The organism is Quadrisphaera granulorum (assembly GCF_003149145.1).
GTDB lineage: Bacteria > Actinomycetota > Actinomycetes > Actinomycetales > Quadrisphaeraceae > Quadrisphaera > Quadrisphaera granulorum.
This window is the reverse complement of sequence record NZ_QGDQ01000025.1, coordinates 1-23,714: the sequence shown is the minus strand read 5'-3', so window position 1 is coordinate 23,714 and position 23,714 is coordinate 1. Positions and strand designations below refer to the sequence as shown.

Annotated in this window: 18 protein-coding genes and 1 pseudogene; 6 read left to right on the top strand and 13 right to left on the bottom strand. The window is 73.6% G+C overall.

The genetic code is table 11. The features are described 5' to 3' along the window. Positions 1 to 29: 29 nt before the first annotated feature. The 7 genes from BXY45_RS17275 to BXY45_RS17245 form a co-directional block, all read right to left on the bottom strand. Positions 30 to 1,613: a methyl-accepting chemotaxis protein gene (locus tag BXY45_RS17275; protein ID WP_109775803.1), complete on the bottom strand. Its 1,584-nt coding sequence runs from the start codon at positions 1,611 to 1,613 to the stop codon at positions 30 to 32. A 77-nt stretch (positions 1,614 to 1,690) separates the two neighbouring features. Further along, entirely contained in the window at positions 1,691 to 3,373 is a 1,683-nt protein-coding gene (locus BXY45_RS17270) for an aldehyde dehydrogenase family protein (protein ID WP_109775773.1), read from the bottom strand. A 57-nt stretch (positions 3,374 to 3,430) separates the two neighbouring features. Further along, complete coding sequence (locus BXY45_RS17265; protein ID WP_109775772.1) at positions 3,431 to 4,456, bottom strand: proline racemase family protein; 1,026 nt, start codon at positions 4,454 to 4,456, stop codon at positions 3,431 to 3,433. A 14-nt stretch (positions 4,457 to 4,470) separates the two neighbouring features. Further along, the gene (locus BXY45_RS17260) at positions 4,471 to 5,460 is read right to left on the bottom strand and encodes a dihydrodipicolinate synthase family protein (protein ID WP_109775771.1); all 990 of its coding nucleotides are present in this window, start codon (positions 5,458 to 5,460) and stop codon (positions 4,471 to 4,473) included. Then, positions 5,457 to 7,115: an FAD-dependent oxidoreductase gene (locus BXY45_RS17255; RefSeq protein WP_109775770.1), complete on the bottom strand. Its 1,659-nt coding sequence runs from the start codon at positions 7,113 to 7,115 to the stop codon at positions 5,457 to 5,459. Before BXY45_RS17255 ends, BXY45_RS17260 begins: the two co-directional genes overlap by 4 nt. Next, the gene (locus tag BXY45_RS17250) at positions 7,108 to 7,464 is read right to left on the bottom strand and encodes a (2Fe-2S)-binding protein (RefSeq protein WP_109775769.1); all 357 of its coding nucleotides are present in this window, start codon (positions 7,462 to 7,464) and stop codon (positions 7,108 to 7,110) included. Before BXY45_RS17250 ends, BXY45_RS17255 begins: the two co-directional genes overlap by 8 nt. Next, entirely contained in the window at positions 7,461 to 8,738 is a 1,278-nt protein-coding gene (locus tag BXY45_RS17245) for an NAD(P)/FAD-dependent oxidoreductase (protein ID WP_109775768.1), read from the bottom strand. The genes BXY45_RS17250 and BXY45_RS17245 overlap by 4 nt, the downstream gene beginning before the upstream one ends. Before the next feature lie 72 nt (positions 8,739 to 8,810). Between BXY45_RS17245 and BXY45_RS17240 the strand changes: the two genes are divergently transcribed. Next, the gene (locus tag BXY45_RS17240; RefSeq protein ID WP_211319698.1) at positions 8,811 to 9,509 is read left to right on the top strand and encodes a GntR family transcriptional regulator; all 699 of its coding nucleotides are present in this window, start codon (positions 8,811 to 8,813) and stop codon (positions 9,507 to 9,509) included. A 525-nt stretch (positions 9,510 to 10,034) separates the two neighbouring features. Continuing rightward, a complete protein-coding gene (locus BXY45_RS17235; protein ID WP_109775766.1) occupies positions 10,035 to 11,663 on the top strand; it encodes a M17 family metallopeptidase in 1,629 nt (542 codons plus the stop codon). 31 nt (positions 11,664 to 11,694) lie between these two features. Here the strand turns inward: BXY45_RS17235 and BXY45_RS17230 are convergent, their stop codons facing one another. Both BXY45_RS17230 and BXY45_RS17225 read right to left on the bottom strand, forming a co-directional pair. Further along, entirely contained in the window at positions 11,695 to 13,797 is a 2,103-nt protein-coding gene (locus tag BXY45_RS17230) for a coiled-coil domain-containing protein (protein ID WP_109775765.1), read from the bottom strand. Positions 13,798 to 13,929: 132 nt separating this feature from the next. Further along, positions 13,930 to 14,817, bottom strand: coding sequence for a PKD domain-containing protein (locus tag BXY45_RS17225; RefSeq protein ID WP_109775764.1), 888 nt, complete (start codon positions 14,815 to 14,817; stop codon positions 13,930 to 13,932). 186 nt (positions 14,818 to 15,003) lie between these two features. Between BXY45_RS17225 and BXY45_RS17220 the strand changes: the two genes are divergently transcribed. Next, on the top strand, positions 15,004 to 15,930 hold the full coding sequence (locus BXY45_RS17220) for a hypothetical protein (RefSeq protein WP_109775763.1): 927 nt from the start codon (positions 15,004 to 15,006) through the stop codon (positions 15,928 to 15,930). Here BXY45_RS17220 and BXY45_RS17215 read toward each other — a convergent pair whose 3' ends face one another. Beyond that, entirely contained in the window at positions 15,931 to 16,416 is a 486-nt protein-coding gene (locus tag BXY45_RS17215; protein ID WP_109775762.1) for a hypothetical protein, read from the bottom strand. A 139-nt stretch (positions 16,417 to 16,555) separates the two neighbouring features. Between BXY45_RS17215 and BXY45_RS17210 the strand changes: the two genes are divergently transcribed. Then, positions 16,556 to 17,998, top strand: a complete 1,443-nt coding sequence (locus BXY45_RS17210; RefSeq protein WP_109775802.1) for an FAD-dependent oxidoreductase — start codon at positions 16,556 to 16,558, stop codon at positions 17,996 to 17,998. Positions 17,999 to 18,051: 53 nt separating this feature from the next. Here the strand turns inward: BXY45_RS17210 and BXY45_RS17205 are convergent, their stop codons facing one another. From BXY45_RS17205 to BXY45_RS17200, 3 genes and pseudogenes are all read right to left on the bottom strand, one after another. Then, a complete protein-coding gene (locus BXY45_RS17205) occupies positions 18,052 to 18,606 on the bottom strand; it encodes a DeoR/GlpR family DNA-binding transcription regulator (protein ID WP_211319696.1) in 555 nt (184 codons plus the stop codon). Between the two features lie 63 nt (positions 18,607 to 18,669). Further along, positions 18,670 to 18,801, bottom strand: a pseudogene (locus tag BXY45_RS24765) (DeoR family transcriptional regulator); the annotation flags it as partial. An 82-nt stretch (positions 18,802 to 18,883) separates the two neighbouring features. Then, complete coding sequence (locus tag BXY45_RS17200; protein WP_109775760.1) at positions 18,884 to 20,425, bottom strand: amino acid permease; 1,542 nt, start codon at positions 20,423 to 20,425, stop codon at positions 18,884 to 18,886. A gap of 425 nt (positions 20,426 to 20,850) precedes the next feature. On the opposite strand from BXY45_RS17200, the gene BXY45_RS17195 reads away from it, so the two are divergent. Both BXY45_RS17195 and BXY45_RS17190 read left to right on the top strand, forming a co-directional pair. Beyond that, positions 20,851 to 22,029, top strand: coding sequence for an NAD(P)/FAD-dependent oxidoreductase (locus tag BXY45_RS17195; protein ID WP_170131571.1), 1,179 nt, complete (start codon positions 20,851 to 20,853; stop codon positions 22,027 to 22,029). After that, positions 22,026 to 23,438: an FGGY family carbohydrate kinase gene (locus BXY45_RS17190; protein ID WP_109775758.1), complete on the top strand. Its 1,413-nt coding sequence runs from the start codon at positions 22,026 to 22,028 to the stop codon at positions 23,436 to 23,438. The genes BXY45_RS17195 and BXY45_RS17190 overlap by 4 nt, the downstream gene beginning before the upstream one ends. Positions 23,439 to 23,714: the final 276 nt, after the last annotated feature.

The window sequence follows — 23,714 nt, the reverse complement described above, 5'->3', positions numbered from 1 at the left end:
TGACCCGGTGAGCCGAGCGCGGCGAAGGCTCAGAGGGTGAAGCGCCCCGTGAGCTCCTTGAGTCGCACCGCCGCCGCGGTGAGGTCGGCCGCCATCGAGGCGGTGTGACCGGCGCTGCCCTTGTTCTGCTCCGTCCCCGCGGCGATCCCGGCGATGTTCTCCGAGATCTGCGCCGAGCCGGTGGAGACCTCGGTGACGTTCCTGACCATCTCGGACGTGGTGGCCGACTGCTCCTCCACCGCCGCGGCGATCGTCGACTGCACCTCGTCGATGCGCCCGATGACGTCACCGATCTGCGTGACCGCCGCGGCAGCGGCGGCGGTGTCGCTCTGGGTGGCGCTCACCTTGCTGATGATCTCGTCGGTGGCCTGCGCGGTCTGACGCGCCAGCTCCTTCACCTCACCGGCCACCACCGCGAAGCCCTTACCGAGCTCCCCCGCACGAGCGGCCTCGATGGTCGCGTTCAACGCCAGCAGGTTCGTCTGCTCCGCGATGGACGTGATGAGCTTGACGACGTCGCCGATCTCGCGGGAGGAGGTGCCGAGCCGCTCGATGGCCGTGCCGGCCGAGTCGGCCGCGGCCACGGCGGAGGCGGCCATCTGCGAGGCCTCGCTGGTGGCGGTGGCGATCTGGGCGATCGCCGCGGTCATCTCCTCACCGGCGGCCGCGACCGTCGAGATCGACACGGTGACCTCCTCGGAGGCTGCGGCGACGACCTGCGTCTGGGCGGCGGACTCCGCGGCGCCCGACGCCATCTGCGCCGACACCCCGCTCAGCGACACGGACGAGCCGGCCAGCGTCTCGGCCTCGCCGCGGATGTCGCGCATCACGCCGGCCAGGGCGTCGAGGGTGGTGTCGGTGGAGACCGCCAGCTGGCCGATCTCGTCCTTGCGGTCCAGACCGACGCGCTGGTCGAGGCGACCCCTCGCGACGCCCGCCATGACGTCGACGACCTTCGACAGCGGACGCGTCACCGAACGGGCCGCCACCGCCGCGATCGCGACGGCGAGCAGCATCGCCAGCAGCGAGCACCCGAGGAGGACGACGAGCGAGGACCGGTAGGTGGCCTCGCCCTGCCGCACCATCTGCGCGGCCGCCTTCGCCTCCTGCTGCTGCAGCGTCGTCAGTGTCTCGATCACCGCGGCTGACTTCGGGACCGTGGTAGTGGTCCGCTGCGCCATGAAGGTGTCGATGTCGTGGGCCACGACCACCGGCATCAGGGCCTGGGAGGCGCTGCGGTACTCGGCGATGGCGGTAGCGAAGGCCTCCACCTGGTCCCCCGACGCGCGCGGTGCCGTGCTCAGGTACCGCTTCCACGCGGCGTCGAGGGCGGCGTCGTCGTCCTGCGTCTTCTGGACGACCTCCGCCTGTGCGGTGGGGTCCTTGGTGAGGGCGATGCTCATGAAGTCGGAGCGGCCCTGCAGGAAGGCGGCCCTCACCGCTCCCAGTGCGTCGACGGCGACCATCCCGCTGTCGGCCAGCCGCGCCAGGTCTTGCTGTGCCTGCCCTAATCGCACGACGGCCATGCCACTGACCGCTGCCAGGAGCAGGCAGACGACGGCGAAACCGGCGTAGAGCTTCTGCGCGATCTTCAGATCGGCGAGGCGGCGCATCACAGCATCTCCCGGGAGCTCGAGCGGATGTCAGGCGGATGTCACGTGGCTCCCTCCGTTATCGCTCCATATCTGCTTCACCTTGAACCGCCGTGTCCCCCCAATTGGGGGGACACGCCCCAGCTCGCGGACTCCCCGGCGCGGGAGACTGTGCGCGGCACGCCCCACGGTTCCTCGTCGCGCAACGCCGGCGGCAGCAGGGCCGCCGGGGCGTCCTGGAAGGCGACCGGCCGCAGGAACCTGCCGATGGCGGCGGTGCCCACCGAGGTGGTGCGCCCCGCGTCGGTGGTGGCCGGGTACGGCCCCCCGTGCTGCATGGCCGGGGTCACCGAGACGCCGGTGGGCCAGCCGTTGAAGAGCACCCGTCCCGCGACGGCGCTGAGTTCGGCCACGAGCGCTGCCACCTCCGCGCTGCCGGCCTCGTCCGTCGTCACGTGAACCGCGGCCGTCAGCTCTCCCTCGTACAGCTGGGGCACGGCGGTCGTCAGCGCCTCCAGCGACGGGTACTCGACCATCACGGACAGCGGCCCGAATGCCTCCTCGCGCAGACCGTGCCCGCCGGCCAGCAGCGCCTCCAGGGTGGTGCGCACGAGCGTGGGGGTGGCCCAAGCCTGGCCGGCCTCGTCGCTGCGCACCCTGCCCTCGACGACGGCGACGACGCCCTCGCTACCGAGCACCGCGTCGCGGCGCGCGCTGTACCCGGCGGCGATGCCCGGGTGCAGCAGCCGGTGCTCGGACACCGCGGAGAACGCGTGCGCCAGAGCGTCGGCCAGGGAACCGCCGTCGGCGTCGAGAGCGCCGTCGGGGAGGAAGACGAACCCGGGCTGGGTGCACAGCTGCCCAGCCGACGCGGTGGCGCTGGTGGCGTACGCGGCGGCGAAGGTGTCGACGCCGGCCGCCCGCGCTGCGGCGAGCGCCCCCTCGGTGACCACGACGGGGTTGGTGGACCCCAGTTCGCCGTAGAACGGGATCGGACGACGGCGGGCCGCCGCGACGTCCGCGAGGTAGCGGCCGGCGCGCTGCGACCCGGTGAAGGACGCCGCGGCGATCCGCTCGTCGCGCAGCAGCGCCACGCCGGCCGCCACGCCGTCGTCGTCGGGTCCCTCGGCACCGGGGAGCCCCGCCAGCTGGAGAGAGTCGGCGGGCAGGCCCGCACCGTCCAGTGCCGCCCGGACCACGTCGGCGACCGCCGCGGACAGCTGCGGGTGGCCCGGGTGCGCCTTGACGACGACGGGGCAGCCGGCGGCGAGCGCAGCTGCCGTGTCGCCGCCCGCCACGGAGAAGGCGAACGGGAAGTTGCTCGCCGCGAAGACGAGCACCGGGCCGAGCGGCACGAGCATCCGCCGCAGGTCGGGGCGGGGCAGGGGGCGGAAGGCGGGGTCGGCCTCGTCGATGCGGAGGTCGAGGTGCGACCCGTCGAGGGCAACCTCGCTGAACAGCTCCAGCTGCACCGCGGTGCGCTCCAGCTCGCCGCGAAGACGGGGGGTGGGCGCGAGGCCTGTCTCCTCGGCGGCGATCACGATCAGCCGGTCGGCGTCGGCGCGCAGCGCCGTGGCCGCGGCCCGCAGCCCCGCCGCCAGCGCGGCGGGCGGGGTGGCGGCCAGCACAGGCGCGATGGCCGCCGCCCGCTGGGCCGTCGCCTCCACTCCCGCCCCCCTTCCCGCACTTTCCGCGGCAAGTGCGCTTCCGGAGGGGGTCCTTTCCGCACTTTCCGCGGAAAGTGCGGAGAGGGAGGGGGTGGGGGTGGGGGGCGTGCTCACGGTGGTGCTCCTCAGGAACGTGTGCGGCCGGATCAGGCGGCCAGATCAGGGGGACGGTCAGAAGGTGAAGCCGGTGGGGAACGGGTCGGTCGGGTCGAGCAGGTACTGCCCCATGCCCGTCACCCACGCCCGACCGGTGATGGTGGGCAGGACGGCGCGCCGCCGCTGCTCGCCCTCCCCCACGGTCGCCTCGGCCACGAGCCGGCCGGTGAAGCGTGACCCGATGAACGACTCGTTGACGAAGTCCTCCCCGAGCGCCAGCTCACCGCGGGCCCACAGCTCCGCCATCCGCGCGGACGTGCCCGTGCCGCACGGCGACCTGTCGAACCACCCGGGGTGGATGGCCATCGCGTGCCGCGACAGGCGCGCGTCCGAGCCCGGTGCGATGAACTCGACGTGGTGGCAGTGGTCGACGCCGTCGATGGTCGGGTGGTGCGGGGGCGCGCTGGTGTTGAGCGCGTCCATGATCGCCAGCCCGGCCTCGGAGATCTTGTACTGGTGGGCCCTGTCGAAGGGCAGGCCGACGTCGTCGAGGTCGACCATGGCGTAGAAGTTGCCGCCGAAGGCCAGCGAGTACCGCACGTCGCGTGCGCCACCGGGGAAGCCCGGCACGTGCAGCACCTCGTCGAGCCGGTCGCAGAAGCTCGGCACGTTCTCCAGCGTGACGCCGTCGGCGTGCCCGTCGCGCACCGCCACCCGCGCCACCACCAGGCCGGCGGGGGTGTCGAGGCGGATGACCGTCTCAGGTTCGGTGACGGTGACCATGCCGGTCTCCACCAGCACGGTCGCGACGCCGATGGTCCCGTGCCCGCACATCGGCAGGCACCCGGACACCTCGATGTAGAGCACGCCCCAGTCGGCGTCAGGGCGGGTGGGCGGCTGCAGGATCGCGCCGCTCATGGCGGCGTGCCCCCGCGGCTCGTTGACGAGCAACTGGCGCACGCCGTCCATCTCCGCCATGAAGTGCAGGCGCCGCTCGTTCATGGTGGCGCCGGGGATGACCCCGACGCCGCCGGTGACGACGCGCGTCGGCATGCCCTCGGTGTGGGAGTCGACGGCGGCGAAGACACGCGAGGCGCGCACGGACCTGCCGCCCCTCAGACGGTGGCGCTGATGAGAGAGTGACGAAGCGCCTGCACCGCGGCGACGGCGCGCTCGGTCTCGGCGGTGATGGTCGCGACCTGCTGCGCGGACAGGGCGCCGCGCGGCGGGCGGCAGGGGCCCCCGTAGCGGCCGACGACGTCCATCGACAGCTTGATGGCCTGCACGAACTCCGTGCGCGAGTCCCACCGGAACAGCGCCACGAGCTGCACGTACAGCGCGCGGGCCTCGGCGTAGCGGCCGGCGGTCATGAGGTCGTACAGCTCCACGGCCTCGCGGGGGAAGACGTTGGGGAAGCCCGCGAACCAGCCGACGGCGCCGTCGAGCATGAGCTCCATGAGCACGTCGTCGGCACCGGCGATGACGTCGATCTGCGTGCCGGCGGCCTCGCACTGCTCGGCGATCTCGAACGCGCGGCGCACGTCGCCGGAGAACTCCTTGATCGCCACGATGTTGTCGATCTGGGCGATCTCCGCCACCAGGGAGGGCACGAGGTCGACCTTGGTGTCGATCGGGTTGTTGTAGACCATCACCGGCAGACCGACGCTGGCGACCTTCTCGAAGTGCTCCACCACCTGCGCGGGCGTCGAGCGGTACATGGTCGGCGGCAGGCACAGCACGCCGTCGGCGCCGTCCTCCGCGGCCAGCTCGGTCCACTGCTGCGCCTGGTGCCAGCCCGGGGCGTGGACCCCGGCGACGACGATTGGCCGCTCACCGGACGCCGTGCCCGACGTGCCCGCAGCGCGCGCCGCCTCGACGGCCACCTGCACCGCACGGCGGCGCTCGGTGTCGGTCAGCGAGGAGTACTCCCCCAGCGACCCGTTCGGGCCGACACCGCGGCAGCCGTTCTCGAACAGCCAGGTGCAGTGCTCGGCGAACCGCTCCTCGTCCACCGCAAGACCCGCCGGGGCCGTCGGGTCTTCGCGGTAGGGCAGGGCGGTGGCGACGACGACGCCGCGCAGGTTGATCTGCTGGTCGGTGCTCATGAACGGGGCTCCTCGGAATCGGTGAGATCAGGGGTCTGGTGGTCGGAGGTCTGGTGGTCGGCGGTCTGGTGGTCGGCGGTCTGGTGGTCGGAGGTCTGGTGGTCGGGGGCGGGCAGGGCAGCGAGCTCGCCGAGCCGGACGGGGACGGCGATCGGCCGGCGCTGGTGCGACACGGGCCCGACGCCACTGCCGGCGCCACGACCGACGCTGGTGCGCCCGAGCACGGCGTCGACGGCGTGGCCGCAGATCCGTCCCTGGCACACGCCGAGGCCGGCGCGGGTGGTGAGGCGCAGGGAGCGGGCGCCGGCGGGGGTGTCGGCGGTGCTGGCGGTGGCCGCGGCGACGGCGCGCAGACGCCCGGCGGTGACCTCCTCGCAGCGGCAGACGGTGGTGTCGTCGGTGACCTGCGCGAGCCAACCGGCGCGGGGTGCGTGCGCGGCGGCGAGCCGACCGGCGAAGGCCTCGAGAGTTCGGCGCCGGTCCAGCAGCCGGCTCACCTGCTGACTGAGCTGCTGACTCAACCGCTGGCTGGCCTCGTGGGTGCCCGGGTGGGCCACGGCACCGGCCGCTGCCAGCCCCGCCAGCTCACCTTCCACCTGCGCGAGGTCGGCGCCGCCGATGCCGGTCACCTCTCCGGCGGCCCACACGCCCGGGACGGACGTGGCGCCGCGGTCGTCGACGGCGACGAAGCCGTCCTCGCGCAGCGCGCAGCCGGCGGCGAGGGCCACCTCGAGGCGGGGCGTGAAGCCGTGGCTCACGGCGAGCGCGTCGGCCGCCACCACCCGCTCGGTGCCGGGCACGGGTGACCAGTCGGGCGCGAGGCGCGCGAGCACGACCTCCTCTAGGCGCCCCTCTCCGCGCGCCGCGACGACGCCCGTCGCGGTGCGGTACGGCACCCGCTCGCGCAGCAGCGCGGCGGCGTACCCCGCCAGCTCGGCGGTCTTCGCGGCCATCACGCGGGGTCCGGCGAGCAGGCGGGCGGGGTGAGAACCCCAGCCGCGGGCCAGCTGCGCGGGGCCGGCGGCCTCGCAGACCTCCAGCACCGTGGCGCCGGTGCTCAGCAGCGAGGACGCCACCGGCAGCAGGAACGGCCCGGCACCCGCGACGACCACCCGCTCGCCCACCGCGAGCCGCTCGGACTTGGCGAACGCCTGCGCAGCGCCGCCGGTGACGACGCCGGGAAGGTCCCACCCGGGGAACGGCAGGGTCAGGTCGTGGGCGCCGGTGGCGACGACGAGCGCGCCCGGGCGCAGCAGCCGGTGCTCGCGCTGCGCGGCGTCGGCCCCGCCGATGGGTGCCAGGACGACGCGTAGCACGGGGGCATCCCCCGGCAGGTGGGGGGCGCGCGCCTCGACGGCCCACACGGACGCTCCGGTGAGCACCTCGCAGCCCTCGTCGGCGAGCAGCGATCGGCGCATCTCGGTGAAGCGCGACCAGCCGTGGTGCAGCTGCCCCTCGTCACGGGCCGGGCGCTGCGGTGGCAGGTGCCGCCAGTACTGGCCGCCAACGTCGTCGCCGGCCTCCACGAGCACCACCCGCGCGCCCGCCCTCCGGGCGGCTGTCGCCGCGGCCAGCCCCGCAGGGCCGCCTCCGACGACGACGACGCCGTCGTTCGCGGAGTCGTCGTGATCCTTCGTGGAGGCGACCTCAGGCATCGTCGACCTCCCCTGCCCGTACGTCAGAAGTCACCCGCGTGGGCAGCGCCTCCGCCTGGGTGGTGACGACGGCTCCCTCGACGGCGCGCCGCTGGCAGGCGCGCACGTCGCGGACGCCGTCGACGGTGACGAGGCAGTCGAAGCAGACGCCGATGCCGCAGAACAGTCCGCGCGGCGCGCGACCGGCGGCGGTGGTGCGCCACGCCGTCCTGCCCGACGCCATGACCACCCCGGCGAGGCTCTGCCCGAGCACGCCCGTGACCGGCTCGCCGTCGACGGTGATGGTCACCGGTGTGGTCGGTCCGGGACGGGAGGGGTCGCGCGACGGGTCGGCGGCGCGGGCGCTCACGCGGCACCCGCCGAAGCAGCCTGGCCGTCGAGCAGCCCCGCGCGCGCCGGGGAGAACGCTGCGGCGTCCAGCGACGGCGTGCGCCCCAGGAGCAGGTCGGCCAGCAGCTCGCCGGTGGCGGGCGCGAGTCCGATGCCGGCGCCCTCGTGCCCGGTGGCGTGCCACAGCCCCGGCAGGCGGGGGTCCTCGCCGACGACGGGCAGGTGGTCGGGCACGTACGGACGGAACCCGCCGTAGCTGCGCATCACGGGCACGCCCGCGAGCGCGGGGAAGAGGGTGAGGGCGCCGAGCGCGAGCCGGCGCAGCACGTCGACGCGCAGCGAGGCGTCAAACCCGACGCGCTCGCGCGAGGAGCCGATGAGGATGGTGCCCGCGGCGGTCGACTCCACCACCGTGGAGGTCTGCAGGTCGGCGTCGCCGGAGCTCACCGCGCCGACGTAGTCGGCGTCGTAGACCTTGCGGTGCACGAGGTGCGGTTGACGAGTGGTGACGAGGATGACGCCGCGCCGCGGAAGCACCGCCAGGGCCGCGCCGAGGCGGGCGGAGACCTCACCGGACCACGGTCCGGCGGCCACCACCACGGCTCCCGCGGCGACGTCACCGCGGGTGGTGCGCACCCCGGCGAGCCGTCCGCCGGCCAGCAGGGGTGCGGTGACCTCGGCGCCGGTGAGCACCGAGGCGCCGTGCTGTCGCGCCGAGGCGAGCAGCGCCTCGGTGGCGGCCACGGGCTGGACCTGCGCGTCGTCGGGGTAGTGGACGGCGCAGGCGACCTCGGGCGTGAGTGCCGGTTCGAGCGCCCGGGTGCCGTCGGCGTCGAGCTCGACGGCGCGCACCCCGGCGGGCCGTTGCGTCGCGGCGAAGGTACGCAGCGCGTTGGCGCCGGCGGCGGTGGTGGCCACCACGAGACCGCCCTTGGGCTCTAGCTCCAGATCGGGGAAGCCGCCCGGCAGCCCCGCGCGCAGTTCTTCGGTGAGCTCGCGGGCCAACGCGGGCCACAGCTCGTGGGCGCGCTGGGCCATCGCCAGCTCGGCGCCCGGCCCCTTGTCGGAGACGAGGAGGTTGCCCTCGCCGCTGCCGGAGGTACCGCCCGCGGCTTGGCCTCGCTCGACGACGACGACGCGCGCCCCGCCCACCGCGAGCGCCCTCGCGACGGCGGCACCGACGATGCCGGCCCCGACGACGACGACGTCGACGACGACGGCTGCACCACCGCCCGCGCCGACGTCAGTGATCCCGCTGCGCCACGAGGGGCTCGGGGGTTGCGTCGAGGGCATGCCCTATCAGTACCATGTCACATGCCAGAGGGGAAGGCGCTGCGGGAACGACCGAGCGGAGAGTGGTCAGCGGTGGCAGAGGTTCCAGCACTGGTCGATGTTCCGGCACCGGCACCGGCAGCGGTGGCGCGGGCGACGAGCCTGCGCGAGCAGGTCGAGGACGCGATCGCCGCCGCGATCGTCACCGGTGAGCTCGCTCCCGGCGAACTCGTCTCCGCACCGGTGCTCGCCACTCGCTACGGCGTCTCGGCCACCCCGGTGCGCGAGGCGATGCTCAACCTGGAGGCCCGCGGATTCGTCACCACCGTCCGGAACAAGGGGTTCCGCGTCACGGAGGTCCACCGCGACGACGTCGCGTCACTGATCGCCGTGCGCCGACTCCTGGAGCCCCCGGCCGTGGGCCAGCTGGCCGCCGAGCGGCACGAGCTGGTGGCCGAGCACGCACCCCGCCTCCGCTCGCTCGCCGACGCGATCGTGGCCGGCGCACGCAGCGGTGACCTGGTCGCCTACCTGCGCGCCGACACCCTGTTCCACTCCGAGTTGCTGGCGCTGCTCGGCAACCGGCACCTCGTGCAGGTGGTGGGCCAGCTGCGGTCCCAGACCCGCCTCATCGGGCTGGCGACGGCGATCGGCACCCCGAAGCTGGAGCAGTCCGCCGTCGAGCACTACGAGCTGCTCGACCTCGTGCTCGCCGGTGACGCGGCAGCCGCCGAGGCATACATGAGCCACCACGTCAGCGCCGTCCTGGACTGGTGGGCTCCCCCCATCTAGCCGATCGATTCCCAGCCTCACATCAAGGGCGGCCCCTTCATCACCGTGATCATGGTCCCCATTAGCGGGAGGTACCCCCAGTGCGCCACCCTCGCGCCCAGCGGAGCTGGCGCGGTCAGGCCTGATCGTCGCCAGGGGTGCACTGCAGGGCGCACGACCAGGAGTCTCCCCACGCCCTGCACGCCCTCGCGGGTGATCGCATCGATCGACGAGCCGTTCCAGGGGTAGCTGAGCCCGCGGGCAGCCCGGTGGGTGGGCTACCGCCCGGTGGGTTGGCTGCCGCCCGGTGGGTGGGCTGCCGCCCGGTGGTGAGGGCTCTAGCCGGGTATGAGCGCACCCAGTGGGCATCTGGCCACCCGGTAACGCCGAGCGAACCGAGTGGCCCCGGGGAGTCAACCGTCTAGACGCCACTGCACAACCGCCACCGCACGGCCGCCACCGCACAGCCGTCACTGCACAGCCGCCGGCACTCGAGCAGGGCTGAGAGCACACCCGGCCGTTCGACACGGCCGCGAGCATCGGCGGGTGACGTCGCCGAGGCCCCACGAGGACGCCGCCGCGGACCGGAACCACGCCGCCGAGATCGACGCCGCCCTCGCCGTCGTCGTCGGCTCCCGGCACCCCCCGCTGCGGCTCGCCACCTCACCGGCTGCCCTGTTAGCGGCTGCCCCGTCACCGGCCCCCCTGACACGCGACGCCCCGGTGCGGCTCATGCCCCGGTGGCGACCCCACGGTCCCCGGGGAGGTTCCCCAGTGCTCACAGGCGCGAGCTGGCCGGAGCCGGACGGAGCCCTGGGGCGGGTCTGGGCGACGTCCGAGGGGTTGGTCGTCGGGCTCGGTGATCAGCCCCGCGGGGGCTCCGAGGCTCCCCTGGCTGAACCGTGGTGGGTAGCGGGTGAGGCCGCTGGGCGGTGCCTGGACCGGGACGTCGTCGTCGACCTGGGCGATGCCGCCGGTCGGTCAGCCGACGACGCCGAGGCTACCGTCGAAGCGCTCGTCTGCGGGCTCGGCGTCGGAAGGAGCGCGGCCCTGGGCGCGCAGATCGGCACGGAGATCGGCACGGAGATCGGCACGGAGATGGCGGCGACCCCGCTGGTCGTCGTCCCGGAGGACCTCCTGCCGGCAGCCCGCCGAGGTCTGTCGACGTCCGCCGCGGTCCACCTCGCGCGCCTCATCACCAGCGCTCCCCCGAGCGTCGCGACCCCGGAGTCCATCGCGGGCTGGGCCACCGCCGGCGCGCACGCCGTCGGGGCGCAGTGCGAGGTGCTCGACCCGGAGGCGTTGCGCGCCGGCGGCTACGGCGGCGTCCTGGCCGTCGGCGCAGGCTCCGCGGAGCCTCCGCAGCTGGTGAGGATCCGCTGGGACGGACGCTGCGCCGACACCCGCAACGACGCGACCACGCCTGGCGTCGCCCCCGCTGATCTCAGCGTGGTCGGCAAGGGCGTCACCTTCGACAGCGGCGGGCTGTCGCTCAAGAGCCCCGCCGCGATGCAGGACATGCGCGCGGACTGCGCCGGGGCCGCCGCGGCCCTCGCCGTCGTCCTGTCCCTGGCGGCACGGCGAGCGCCGCTCACTGTGGAGGCTGTACTGCCGCTGGCGGAGAACCTGCCGGGTCCAGGCGCCACCCGCCCGGGGGACGTCGTCCGCACCCACTCCGGTCGACTCGTCCAAGTGCTCGACACCGACTTCGAGGGTCGCGTGCTCCTGGCCGACGCCCTCACGGACGCGTCGGCTTCTCGCCCGCGCCTGCTGGTCGACGTCGCCACGCTCACCTATCAAGCGGTGACGGCCCTGGGTCCCGAGATCGGGGCGGTGTTCGCTCGGGACGACGACGACGCGGCCGCCGTCCTCAGCGCGGCGGCGCGCGCCGGCGAGCCGCTGTGGCGCCTGCCACTGGCGCGGCGGTATCGCGATCGTGTCGACATCGGGTGGGCGCTGCGCAACCATCCTCTCGACGACACCGGCCGAGCCATCACCGCCGCGCTGTTCCTCGCGGAGTTCGTGCCCCCGACGCAACCGTGGGTGCACCTCGACGTCGCGGGACCGTCCTGGCGAGGTGACCCCTCGTGCGACGGCGCCACCGGTTTCGGGGTCCGCACCCTGATGGAGCTCGCCCGCGCACTCGAGCGACCTCCCGGAGGCTCGCCCGGGTGATCGTGCAGGTGATCGTGCGCCGACCTGGTGATCAGCCGTTGGCGCTGCGCCGGGGCCGGGGGGTCAGCGAACGGACCGGAGGCGTCGGCGTGGCCGACAGGTCCGAGAGATCTGCCAGCGCGGCCAGGTCGGACAGGATGCTCGCGTGCCGGGCGCGCAGTGCGTCAGCGTCAGCGCGGGCCTGATCGAGGGCGTCGCCGGCCTCGTCACGCAGCCTGTCGGACTCTCCAGCCGCCTGGTGGAGCACCTGCTGGGCGGCGGCGCGGGCCTCGGCGAGCAACTGCTCGGCCTCGAGCGCCGCGCACCGACGGGCCTCCTCGACCTGGTCGCGGGCCCGGGCCACCTCGTCGGCGATCTGGTCGACCAGGGAGCGAGCTTCGGCCTCGGCAGCCGCTGCCACCGCCGAAGCGCTGGCGGCCGTCGCTTCCGCGTCAGCCGTCGCCAGCTCGCTGAGGCGGGCGGCTTCCACCTGCGCCAACTCGAGAGCTTCCCGGGCGGCGGCGCGCGCCGCTGACGCCTCACGGCGAGCCTCGGCCAGGACCCTCGCGGCCGTCTGCTCGGCTGCCTGACGCTGGTGCGCCGCGGCGAGTGCCTCGGCGGTGGCCCGCTCGAGCGCCTCCCTGGCCTCGGCCTCGAGGGCCACGCGAGCCTCTTCGGCGTCGTGGAGCAGCGCTGCTGCTCGCTCGCGCGCCAGGGAGAGCATCTCCTCGGCGTCGACCTGTGCAGCGGCACGGACGTCGTCGGCGTCAGCGGCGGCGGAGTCGGTGGTGCGCGCGGCCTGGGCACGCGCCGACGAGAGCAGCTCATCGAGCTCCGCGGCGGCCTCGTCGCGGGACTGGTCGGCGTCCCGGGTCATCGCCTCGGCCGCCGCACAGGCAGCGAAGACGAACCCCTCTGCGCGGGCGCGGGCCTCGGCCAGCACCTCGTCGGCGAGCAGGAGGGCGTCAGCGTGCAGCGCGTCAGCCTCGTCGGCCGCGGTCCGCCGCATCCTGTCAAGATCGCGGCCGGTCTCGGAGAGCAGCTCGGCGGCCCGTTCGCGCGCGGCCTGCTCGAGCACCTCAATGCGGTCGCGGGTGGTGGTGGCGAGCTCGTGGGCACCGACGACCAGCTGCCGGGCGTCCCGGTGAGCGGCGACGGCGGCGGCACGCGCGGTCTCGAGGACGGCGGCCGCCTCGCGGGCCGTCTGCTCGGCGAGGGCCGCGGCTTCGTCACGCGCGGCGGAGAGCAGCGCAGCGGCGCCGGCACGGGCACTGGCCAGCACCTGCTCGCGGTCACCCAGTGCAGCTGCGCGCAACGCCTCGGCCTCGGCCACGCGACGCTCGGTGTCGGCGGTCACCGCGGCGCGCTCGGCGTCGATCTCCGCGATCGCGGCGCGCAGCTCGTGGGCCACCGCCTCGGCGGCGTCACCGTGCAGGACCTCGGCCTCGCGCATGAGCGTGGCAGCCTCGTGCGTGAGCGCGGACGCTCGCGCCGTGGCGTCGTCGACGATCCGTTCCGCGAGCGCGCGCAGCACGCTGATGCGGTCCTCCAGGGCGGAGGTCTCGCGGGCAGCGCGCTGACGCCGCTCGTCGAAGCCCTGCGCCTCGAGGCGGAGCTCCGCGACCTGCTCGTCGAGGGCCGCGTGCTCGGCTTCGGTGGCGGCCAGCGCCCGGCGGCTGCGGTCGCTGCGGGCCTGGAAGTGCTCGGCCTCCTGGGTGGCACGGGAGACGAGGATCTCCGCCTGCTCCTGCGCACTGGCGACGAGGTGGGCGGCGCGGCGGGCGGCCTCGGCGCGCTCGGAGGCGACGCGGGCGGCGACGTCGTCGAGGAGGGCGCGGGCGTCGCTGTCGGCCTGGGCGCGCACTTCCTCGGCGTGGCGCTGCGCCAGCGCGAGCAGGCCCAGAGCCTGCTCGTACCGGTCACGGTCGGGTCGTTCCGGCGGCGTCGAGCCGTCGCGAGCCTCGGAAACCGGCGGGCGCCCTGCGGTGCGCGACGGGTCGATGTGGCGGGCGGGCCTCTCCCGCCACAGGTGCTGGGTGGGCGCGGGACCCTCGGTGCTCTCACGCAGGTCGATCACGGCCGGTGCGGCAGCCGAGGCGTCGTGGCGCGACCAGGAGGACCGGTCGCCCTGGTGACCGGGGCGGGGCGTCTCCATGCACGGATCGTGACACCTCGAACGCGCTGAGCGTGGGACTTCCGGCGCGTCGCACCACCGCGCCTTCCCGATGCGTGACGCCTGGGGCTCATGTGGCACATGGGGTAATGGCGGTCGCGGTCGTCGTCGTCATCACCCGGTGGGGTCCTGCACGAGCGCGCCACCTCCGGTCAGCACATCGAGCGGGACGGGCACAGAGACGACGTCGGCCGTGCCGGGCACGGGCGCGAAGGCCCCACCGTCCACCGAGTACTCCCCCGCGTACGTGGTCGTCAGCGTCACCGTGAGCGTCCCGCCCCGCTCGTAGGTGTGCGTGGTGCCGAGTGCGGGGTAGGCGGCGCCGGGGTCCGCCAGCGGCCCCAGCGCGGTGCCGTCGCCGAAGTCCCAGTGCCAGGCGACCGGCGTGGCGCGGACGCTGACGGCGGCGCCCAGCAGCTGGGTCTGCAGCAGTGCGGGCGCTGTGCCGGCGACGACATTGAGCGGGACCCCGACCAGCGCGTAGCCGTTACCGGGCTCGAGCAGGACCTCCTGGGCCGGGATCGGCAGGCGGCGGAAGTCCTCGAGGGTGAGGCCGGGCAGCGCCTCGCCGTCCTGAGCCTCCTGCCGCGTGAGGCACCGGGTCCCCTGGTACTGCCAGGTCGTGCCGTCCTGTGACCGGTACTGCCAGTACAAGAGGCGAGGCGCGGCGCACTGCGTGGTGGCCTCCTCGCACAGAGTCGCGTTGGGCTCGTTGAGGTCGTTGCCGGTGCAGGCGACGACGTAGCGGTACCGATACCGCGGACCGCTGGCGCCGCCGCCCTCACCACCCCCGCCCCCGCTCTCGGCGTGGTCACCCGGTGTCCCCGGCATCGGGTGGATGCACCCCTCGTCCACGTGGCTCCCGGAGAGGTCCGCGCCGCAGGTCACCGGGGCCGCCTGTGCACTCGGCGCGCCGATGACCAGGACGACGAGGACGACGGCGAGCGCGTAGGCGAGCACGCGGAACCGCTCAGGGACCAGTGCGCGGGAAGAGGTGGTCACCAGCGCATGGTCGGCGCCGCCCGTAGGTGCGCGGCAGACCCCGTCGCCCCGGCGGGGGCTGGCCTGTCCACCCGTCGAGCCCCCTGCGGAACGCTCGGTCGCCTCAAGACTGCTCAGGGCGACGACGACCAGCCAACACCCAGCATCTCTTGACCAACTCTTGACCACCGGGTGCGACACTGGAGCATGGCCGCCGTTCTCACTTCACCACCGTCCCGTGTCACGGCCCGACCGCCTCTCCCCTCGCTGCTGCGCCGCTGGACGTTCGCCGTCCTCGCGGCGTTGCAGCTCGTCGTAGCCATGGTCGCGACGGCGGGTGGCGTGAGCCGCCCGATGAGCACCGGCGGGGGCAGCGGGGGTGGCAGCGGTGTCGGTGGGGGTGGCGCTACAGACCTGTTCATCACGCCCGCGGGCTGGACGTCCGCGGTGTGGGCCATCGCCGTCGCCGGAGTCCTGGTGTGGGCCGTCCACCAGCTGCCCGCGCGACGCGGCGACCAGCCCGCGGCCCGCCGCGTCGCCTGGCCGTTCGCCGGAGCGGTGGCCGCAGCGGTCGCATGGGTCGTCCTCGGAGCCACAGCGCCGTCGTGGGCACCCGTCCTGGCCTCCGCGGCGGCGCTCGCGCTGCTCGTCGTCGCCTACGACACCGCCCTGCGGCACCGCCGCCTCCTGCACCTGCCCGCCCGGGCGTTGCTGCTGGGCACCCTGGGGGCGTTCACCGGGTGGATGGCCGTCGCGGTGCCCGTCGACCTCGCGGCCGCCCTCGTCAGCGTGGGCCTCCCGACGTCGGGCGCAGCCGCGGCGGCGTGGCAGACCGGCGTCGTCGTCCTTGCCCTGGGAGCAGGGGTCGCGGTGGTGCACCGCTGGCGGGCCCGCGCGGCGAGCACACTCACGGCGGTGTGGGCGCTGCTGGCGCTGGCCGCCGGGGCGGCCGGTCGTGACGGCGGCGCCCTGCTCGCCGCCGTGGCCGCTGTGGGGGCCATGGCGCTGCTGGGCTGGGCGGTGTGGTCGCGCTGGCAGGACCTGCGCCGCCGCGTCGACGCGGCGAAGGTGCGCTTCGGCACCAGCGCGCCATTCGGTGGCACCTTCCCACCCGGCGGCGCGCCCCGTCCCTGATCAGGGCTCGCGCTGGTCGTCCGAGTCCTGGCCGTGGCCCAGCGCGAGCATCGCTTCGAGCATCTCGACGCGCAGCCTGTCGATCTCGGGGGTGAGGCGCTCCACCGCCTGCTTGCGGCGGGCGGCGTCCGCGCGGCCCGGCGTCGTCGCCCCGAGCAGCAGGTGGCGCGACCGCTCCAGGGCCCTGGCGCGCCGCAGCCACGCGTCGGCCTGAGCGGTCTGCGCGGCGCTGCCGGCGCGCTCGGCGTCGCCGCGGGCCGCGGTGGCGTGGTCGACGAGGGCGGAGATCTGCTGCGCGAGCCGCGCGTCGGGGGTGCGGGCAGCGCGGGCGTCGGACCAGCGGCGGGTGAGGGCGCCGAGGCGCTCCCGCGTCTCCGGCTCGCGGAGGATGGGGGCGACCGCCGTCATCCAGCGGATCGCGTCCGGGCCGCGCGTCGCTGCGAGCGCGAGGAGCCGGCGGAGCGCTGTCGGGTCCACGGCGGGCACCCGACCATGGTCGTGGACCGGGGCGCCGCTGTCTCCGCGAGGGTCTCTGCGCGGCCCCGGGACTAGCCTCGCGCTCACCTCCGCTCCTCATCGCGCCGCTCTCTTTCCGAACTCGCACGGCTACCGTGCGCCGATGCGTCTGGTCAACGGCGAGGTCAGCTTCTGGTGGCACCGGCTCGGGGGCGCGCGCCAGCGCCAGCCTCGGCCGGCGCTGCCGTCGTCGTCCTCATCTCCTGCGCTGGAGTGCGATGTCGCGATCGTGGGCGCGGGCTACACCGGACTGTGGACGGCGTACTACCTGAAACGGGCGGACCCGTCGCTGCGCGTCGTCGTCCTCGAGCAGGCGTTCGCGGGGTACGGCGCGTCGGGCCGCAACGGCGGCTGGCTGACCAACGAGATCACCGGCGGCGTGGAGCGGTACCTCGCAACGCACGGCCAGGCGGCGTTGGACACGTTCCAGCAAGCCATGAACGAGACGGTGGCCGAGGTGGTGCGGGTCACCGCGGCGGAGGGCATCGATGCGGACGTGCACCTCGGCGGGGAGCACACGGTGGCGCGCGGCCCGGCGCAGCTGGCACGGCTGCGGGAGCTGCACACGTCGATGGCGGCGCGCCCCGGCACCGACGTGGAGTGGCTGGACGCCGAGTCGGCATTCGCGCGGATCGGGGTGGCAGGAACGTCGGCGGCGGTGTGGCACCCGCACTGCGCGCGCATCAACCCCGCCAAGCTCGTGAGCGGGCTGGCGGATGCGGTGGAGCGGCTCGGCGTGGAGATCTTCGAGGGGACCCGGGTGGTGTCAGTCGCCCCGGGGCTCGCGCGGACGCTGGTCGACGGCGTGCCCGGCGAGGTGCGTGCGCGTGTGGTGGTGCGCGCCACCGAGGGCTTCACCGCGGACCTCGCCGGGTATCGCCGCGAGTGGCTGCCCATGAACTCCTCGATGGTGGCCACCGCGCCGCTGCCGCCGCAGGTGTGGGACGCCATCGGCTGGGACGGGCGCGCCACCCTCGGTGACGCGGCGCACGTCTACATGTACGCGCAGCGCACCGCTGACGACAGGATCGCCCTCGGCGGGCGCGGTGTCCCGTACACGTGGGGCTCCAGCACCGCCCGCACCACTGCCGGCGGCGTCACCCCGACCCGCACGGTGGAGGGCCTGCGACGGGTGCTGGAGGAGTTCTTCCCCGTGCTGCGTTCCCTCACGCCCGACGGGCGCGCGCCGCTGGAGCACGCGTGGTCGGGGGTGCTCGCCGTCCCCCGAGACTGGCAGGCGTCCGTGGGGCTGGAGCGCGCCGCTGACGGCACCGCCCTGGCCTGGGCCGGTGGGTACGTCGGTACCGGTGTCACCGCCACGAACCTCGCCGGGCGCACGCTGCGTGACCTCGTGCTCGGTGAGCGCACCCCGCTGACGGAGCTGCCGTGGGTGGGCCACCGGGTGCGACGGTGGGAGCCGGAGCCGCTGCGATGGCTCGCTGTCCACGGTCTGTACGCGACCTACCGGATGGCCGACGCCGCCGAGGCCCGCGGACGGACCCGCACCTCACCGCTAGCGGTGCTGGCGGGCAAGGTGGCCGGAAACCACTGAGGACGACGACGGGCGATGACGACGGCAGCTGCGGCTCGCGCGCGATCGCCGCATCAGAGCTCGCTCGAGGGTGTGGCGACCAGCAGCTCGGCAACGGCGTCGACGACCTCCCGCTGGTCCGTGTTCGGCTGCCGGTCGGTGATGATGCCGCTCAGCTGTTCGAGGCCGCAGACGCGGTAGGGAGCCGTACGGCCGATCTTGGAGTGGTCGACCAGGGCATACGAGCGCGCCGACCGGCTGATCATGACGCGCCGGCTCGCTGCCTCGTCGAGGTGGTAGTCGGTCAGGCCGCTGGCGGAGACACCGCCCGAGCCCACGAAGGCGATGTCCGGGCACAGGTCGTCGAAGAAGGCGACCGCCTGCGCGCCGCAGACCGCCAGGTCTCCTTCCCGGACCCTGCCACCGGCGACGAGAACCTCGATCCCGGACCGCCCCGCCAGTACACCGGCGACGCGCAGCGAGCTCGTCGCGACCACGCCGTGGAAGTCGCCGGGAACAGCCCGCGCGACCTCCACGGCCGTGGTGCCCACGTCGATGACTACGGTCTGGCCTGGTCGCAGGAGCGCCGCGGCCGCCCGGCCGATCGCGGCCTTGGCGCCCAGTTCCATCGTCGTGCGCTCGGTGAAGGGAGCCTCGTCGGGCCGCGAGGCGAGCGCCGTCGCCGCCCCTCCGTGGACCCGGCGGACCTCACCCCGCTCCTCCAGCGCCGCCAGATCTCGGCGGATCGTCTCCAGGGAGACGCCCAGCTGGCCGGCGAGGACCTCGGTGCGGACGACGGTCGCTTCGCGGACCAGGTGCGCGATCCGGTCCTGACGCTCGATGGCGAGGATGGTTCCTCCTGGACGCGGGAGACGAGGGGATTCTCTGGGCGATGCTGTCAGGTGCTCATGCCCGAGGAGCAGCGTCCCCCGCGGCGGTGCTGCTCTGACGCGCCTCCTCGACGGTGGTGGTCGACGGCATCGCCAACCCGCCGGCTCCTCGCCGGTAGAGCAGCCACCCCAGGTAGAGCGCCCCCAGCGCCGTCATCCCGAGCACGTACAGCCACGGATCGCGGAACGACGGACCACGGAAGATGCTCAGCTCGAAGACCAGCCAGACCAGGGCCAGCACGATCACCGGGGTCTCGGCCCTGCCGAGCGAGAAGCCGGCGGTCGGCGGCAGCTGTCGGCGCTTGACGGCGTACATGATCACGACCGCTAGGTAGAGAACGGCCGGCAGCAGCGTCGCGGCGGAGAACAGGCTGAACAGGGCGTTGGTCTGGACGGCGAAGACCGCCAAGACGCACTGGGTGACGAGCAGGAAGAGCACGGTGGCATTGCGTGGAGTACCCGTCGCGGCGTCGATGGTGCTCAGCGCCCGGTGCCCGGGGAACCGCTCGTCGCGGGACATCGCCCACACCAGACGGACGCCCGTCATGGTGATGACCAGGCCGCAAGCGAAGACGGCAAGCGTGACCAGCACCAGCAGCGCCGAGCCCACGTAGGAGCCGAGGACATGCTGGATGACGTCGGCCACGGGCGTGGCGGACGTCGCCAGGGCGATGGGGTCGGGGGTGGCGGCGGCAATGGCGACCAGGAACAGGAAGCCCAGCACCCCTGAGGCCAGCACGGCCTGCCACATAGCCCGCGGAACGACCACCTCCGGGTCTTCGGTCTCCTCGGCGAGGTTCGCCGCAGACTCGAATCCGACGATGGTGAAGGCCCCGAGCAGGAAGGCCAGTACCCACGGTCCGGGTTCGGTCATGCTGCCGAAGGAGAAGTACCCCTCCGCGGGCACGCCGCCCTTGCTGAAGAGGGCCTCTCCCGAGAGCTGACCACGGACGGCGCCGACGACGAGCACGAGGACGACGAGCAGGATCATCCCGACCAGCTCGGCCGTGACCGCGACGTTGTTGACGCGCTCGGTCCACCGCGTCGAGAAAGCGACCAGGGCTGCTTGCAGCACGAGAACGGCAGCGGTGATGGCCCACGCCTCGGCGGGGGTTCCGCTGTAGCCGAAGAGCGCCGGGAGCAACGTCGAGGCGATGGTGTAGTCGACGGCGACGGCAACGACCACGAGGAAGGTGAAGGTGATCCAGCCGGTGAACCAACCGAGGACGGGGCTGGCGAGTCGCGACATCCACTGGTAGCTGCAGCCTGTCAGGGGGATGCGTGCGGCCAGGCACCCGAAGACGAGGGCGACGGCGAGTTGTCCGACCACGACGAGGGGCCAGGTCCAGATGCCCAGCGGTCCGGAGCTGTTGAGGACGGCGCCGTAGGTGGTGAAGGTGCCCGTGGCGATGGACACGAAGGCGAAGGCCACAGCGAAGGAGGCGAACCTGCTGGTCCGGCGCTCGAGCACCTGGGAGTAGCCGAACTCGGAGAGGTGCCCGGAGGCGATAGACGTCGACGTGGTGCCGGGGCTCTGGGGCGTGCGTTCGTGGCTCATCGGGCGTCCTAGCGTCGGGCCGCCAGCACGGGCTGGGGCGGGAGGGCGTCGGGGGTCGACGACAGCTGCGGAAGGAGGCGTGGTGCGGGACTCGGGGCGGCACGGGCCCATGGACCCGGATTCGTGTTTTTCTGCCCGAGTAGTGCCCGAGAGTGCCCGTAGCCATGCAGGGCGTCAAGGGGTGAGGCAGCCCTCCGCTGCGGAATATGCGTGCCCCGCCACGCGACGACATCGACCGAATGCGCAGGCTTCACGTGGATGTATCGCCGACGTGTCGAGGAGGCAACAGGCATGCCACAGAGAATGCCCACTGCACCCTCTTGACCTGCTTCAGGCATGAATCCACACTTTCGGTCACAGTCGCGCTCGGGTGAGTCCTCCCTGAAGCGATGCGCCTGCGCCGCAGCCCCCGCGAAGGAGACACCATGACCCGCTCGCACCCCCCGGTCCTCGTGATCGGCGGAGGAGTCGTCGGGGCGGCGGTCCTCCTGACACTCGCCCACCGGGGCGTTCCCGCCGTGCTCCTCGAGGCGGATACGGGTCTGGCCTACTCCGCGAGCGGGACCAACTCAGGTGTCCTGCACACCGGCTTCGACTCTGCACCCGGACACCTGGAGACCGCACTTATCCTGCGCTCCGCGCGGATCCGACCCGCCGTCCTGCAGAGGCTCGAGGTTCCGGTACTGCACTGCGGGGCAGCCCTCCAGCCGCGGTCCCCGGCAGAGCGGGACGTCGTCACCGAGCTCTACCGGAACGCTCGTAGCAACGGCATCGAGGTGGCACTCCGCGAGTCGGACGGCGCCCTGCTGGTGCCCGATGAGTCCGTCACAGACCCGGTGGCCTTCACCCGAGCCATGGCCGCCTCCGCCGAGACCGCTGGAGCGCGCGTCGAACTGAATGCCCGCGTCGTCGGGATCGACAGGCACACCGACTCCCTCACGGCCCACCTCGCCGACGGCCGAGCCGTCCGCGGCGCCGCCGCGATCAACTGCGCCGGCCTCCACGCCGACGACGTAGCGCGTCTGGTGGGAGACCGCTCCTTCCAGATCTACCCGCGCAAAGGCGAGTTCTTCGTCTTCGAGCTGCCCGATGGTGCTCAGCTGGACCACATCATCCTCCCGGTGCCCAGCGCGAGAACCAAGGGCGTACTCGTCTTCCCCACCCTTGACGGGAAGGTGGTAGCTGGCCCTACCGCCGTCGATGAGGTGGACAAGGACGACTGGCGCGTACGCCCGGAGGCCGCGGGTGAGATCCTCACCAAGGCCGTCCAGCAGTTCCCGGCGCTCGACGGGCTGGATCCGATCGACAGCTACGCCGGATTGCGCCCGGCCGGCCGTGGTTGCAACTACGTGATCCGCCCTTCGACCACGTACCCGCGACTCCTCAACGTCGCCGCGATCCGCTCCACGGGCTTGACGGCGGCCTTGGGGATCGCCGAGCACGTCGTCGGCTTCCTGCCTCACCTCGACATCGACCTCGCTCCGCCCACCGAGCTGGTCACGGGGCCACCGGTCGAACCCAGCGACCAGCCCTGGTGGCAGCGGACGTCCCAGCGCTTCCGAACGGGCGCCCGCGCCGGTGCCGGCCAGGCGGGGGACTCGTGACCGTCGTCCTCGCGATCGACCAGGGAACCTCCGGAACCAAGGCGGTCGTGGTCGATGACGAGGGGCGGGTCCTCGGCGCGGCCTCGGTCGCGGTTCGCCCCTCCTACCTCCCAGGTGGCGGAGTCGAGCAAGACGCCATCGCCCTCCTCGACTCCGTCCTGCAGGCCGGCCGTCGAGCAGTGGCGTCCGCCGCCGTCCCGGTCGACGTGGTCACCCTCGCCAACCAGGGCGAAACCGTCCTGGCCTGGAACCCGGCTACCGGCACTCCCTCGTCGCCCATGGTCGTGTGGCAGGACAGGCGCGCAGAGGGGATCTGCGCGGAGCTGCGGGAGCACGCCGACGACGTCGCAGCGAGGACCGGACTGGTCCTCGACCCCTACTTCTCGGCGCCGAAGCTCACCTGGCTGCGGCGCAACGCCACCCCTGCGGGCGTCGTGACCACATCGGACACCTGGCTGCTGCACCAGCTGACGGGTGCCTTCGTCACGGACATCACCACGGCCAGCCGCTCGCTGCTCACCGACCTGGAGACCGGCACCTGGAACCACCATCTGCTCGGGCTGTTCGACCTCGGGCACGAGCGGCTGCCCGAGATCGTCGACTGCGACCAAGTGGTCGGAACCACCACAGCGTTCGGCGGGAGCGTTCGCGTGGGTGGTCTCGTGGTCGACCAACAGGCGGCGCTGCTCGCGCAGCGATGTCTCGCACCCGGTGAGGCCAAGTGCACGTTCGGCACCGGCGCCTTCCTTCTGGCCAACACCGGGCGGACACCGGTGCGCTCGACGGCGGGCTTGTCGGCGTCCATCGCCTGGCGTATCGGTGGGCAGAGCACCTACTGCCTCGATGGGCAGGTCTACACCGCCGCCTCGGCGGTGCGATGGCTGGAACAGCTGGGCTTCATCGGATCCGCCGCTGACCTCGACCGTGTCGCCGCTGCCGACGCCCAGGGAGTGTTGTGCGTGCCTGCGCTCGCCGGACTGGCGGGACCGTGGTGGCGCCCGGACGCCACGGCCACGGTGACGGGCATGACGCTGTCCACCGGGGTCCCCCACCTCGTCCGCGCCGTTCTGGAGGGCATCGCCGCTCAGGTCGCCGAGCTCGCGGGGGCGGTCGCTCACGACCTCGGCAGCCCACTTCGGCGTCTGCGTGTGGACGGTGGCCTGACGCAGAGCCGGGCGCTCATGCAAGCCGTCGCGGATCTGTTGCAGGTTCCGGTCGACGTGTACCCCGCCGAACACGCCACGGCCCTCGGGGCTGTGGCGCTCGCCCGGATGGCAGTGACGCCGGGCCTGACGCTGGAGGACGCGGTGATCGACTGGACGCCGGAGACGGTCTTCGAGCCGAGGTGGTCTGGCGAGCAGGCTGAGGACTTCCGCGGACGCTGGTCCAGGCTCGCGGAACGCTCCTGACGGCACCCTGCATGCGTCCGCCCCGCGCCTGGGCGGCATTCGTGGACCTCTCGCAGCGCTGAGAGCCGATCCACGCGCTTGCCGGGACCGGGCTTACGCCCTCCCTAGAAGCGGCGCTCTTGCCGGGCAGCTGTGGTCTGTTGGCCCCATCGCGGTCACCACCACACCACCCTTCGTCACTCTCAAAACCCCGTAACAAGCATTTACTCTGCACACCTGTACGACTGTCGGTGGCGCCCAGTAACGTCCCACCCATGACCTGGACGGCCTCCGAGA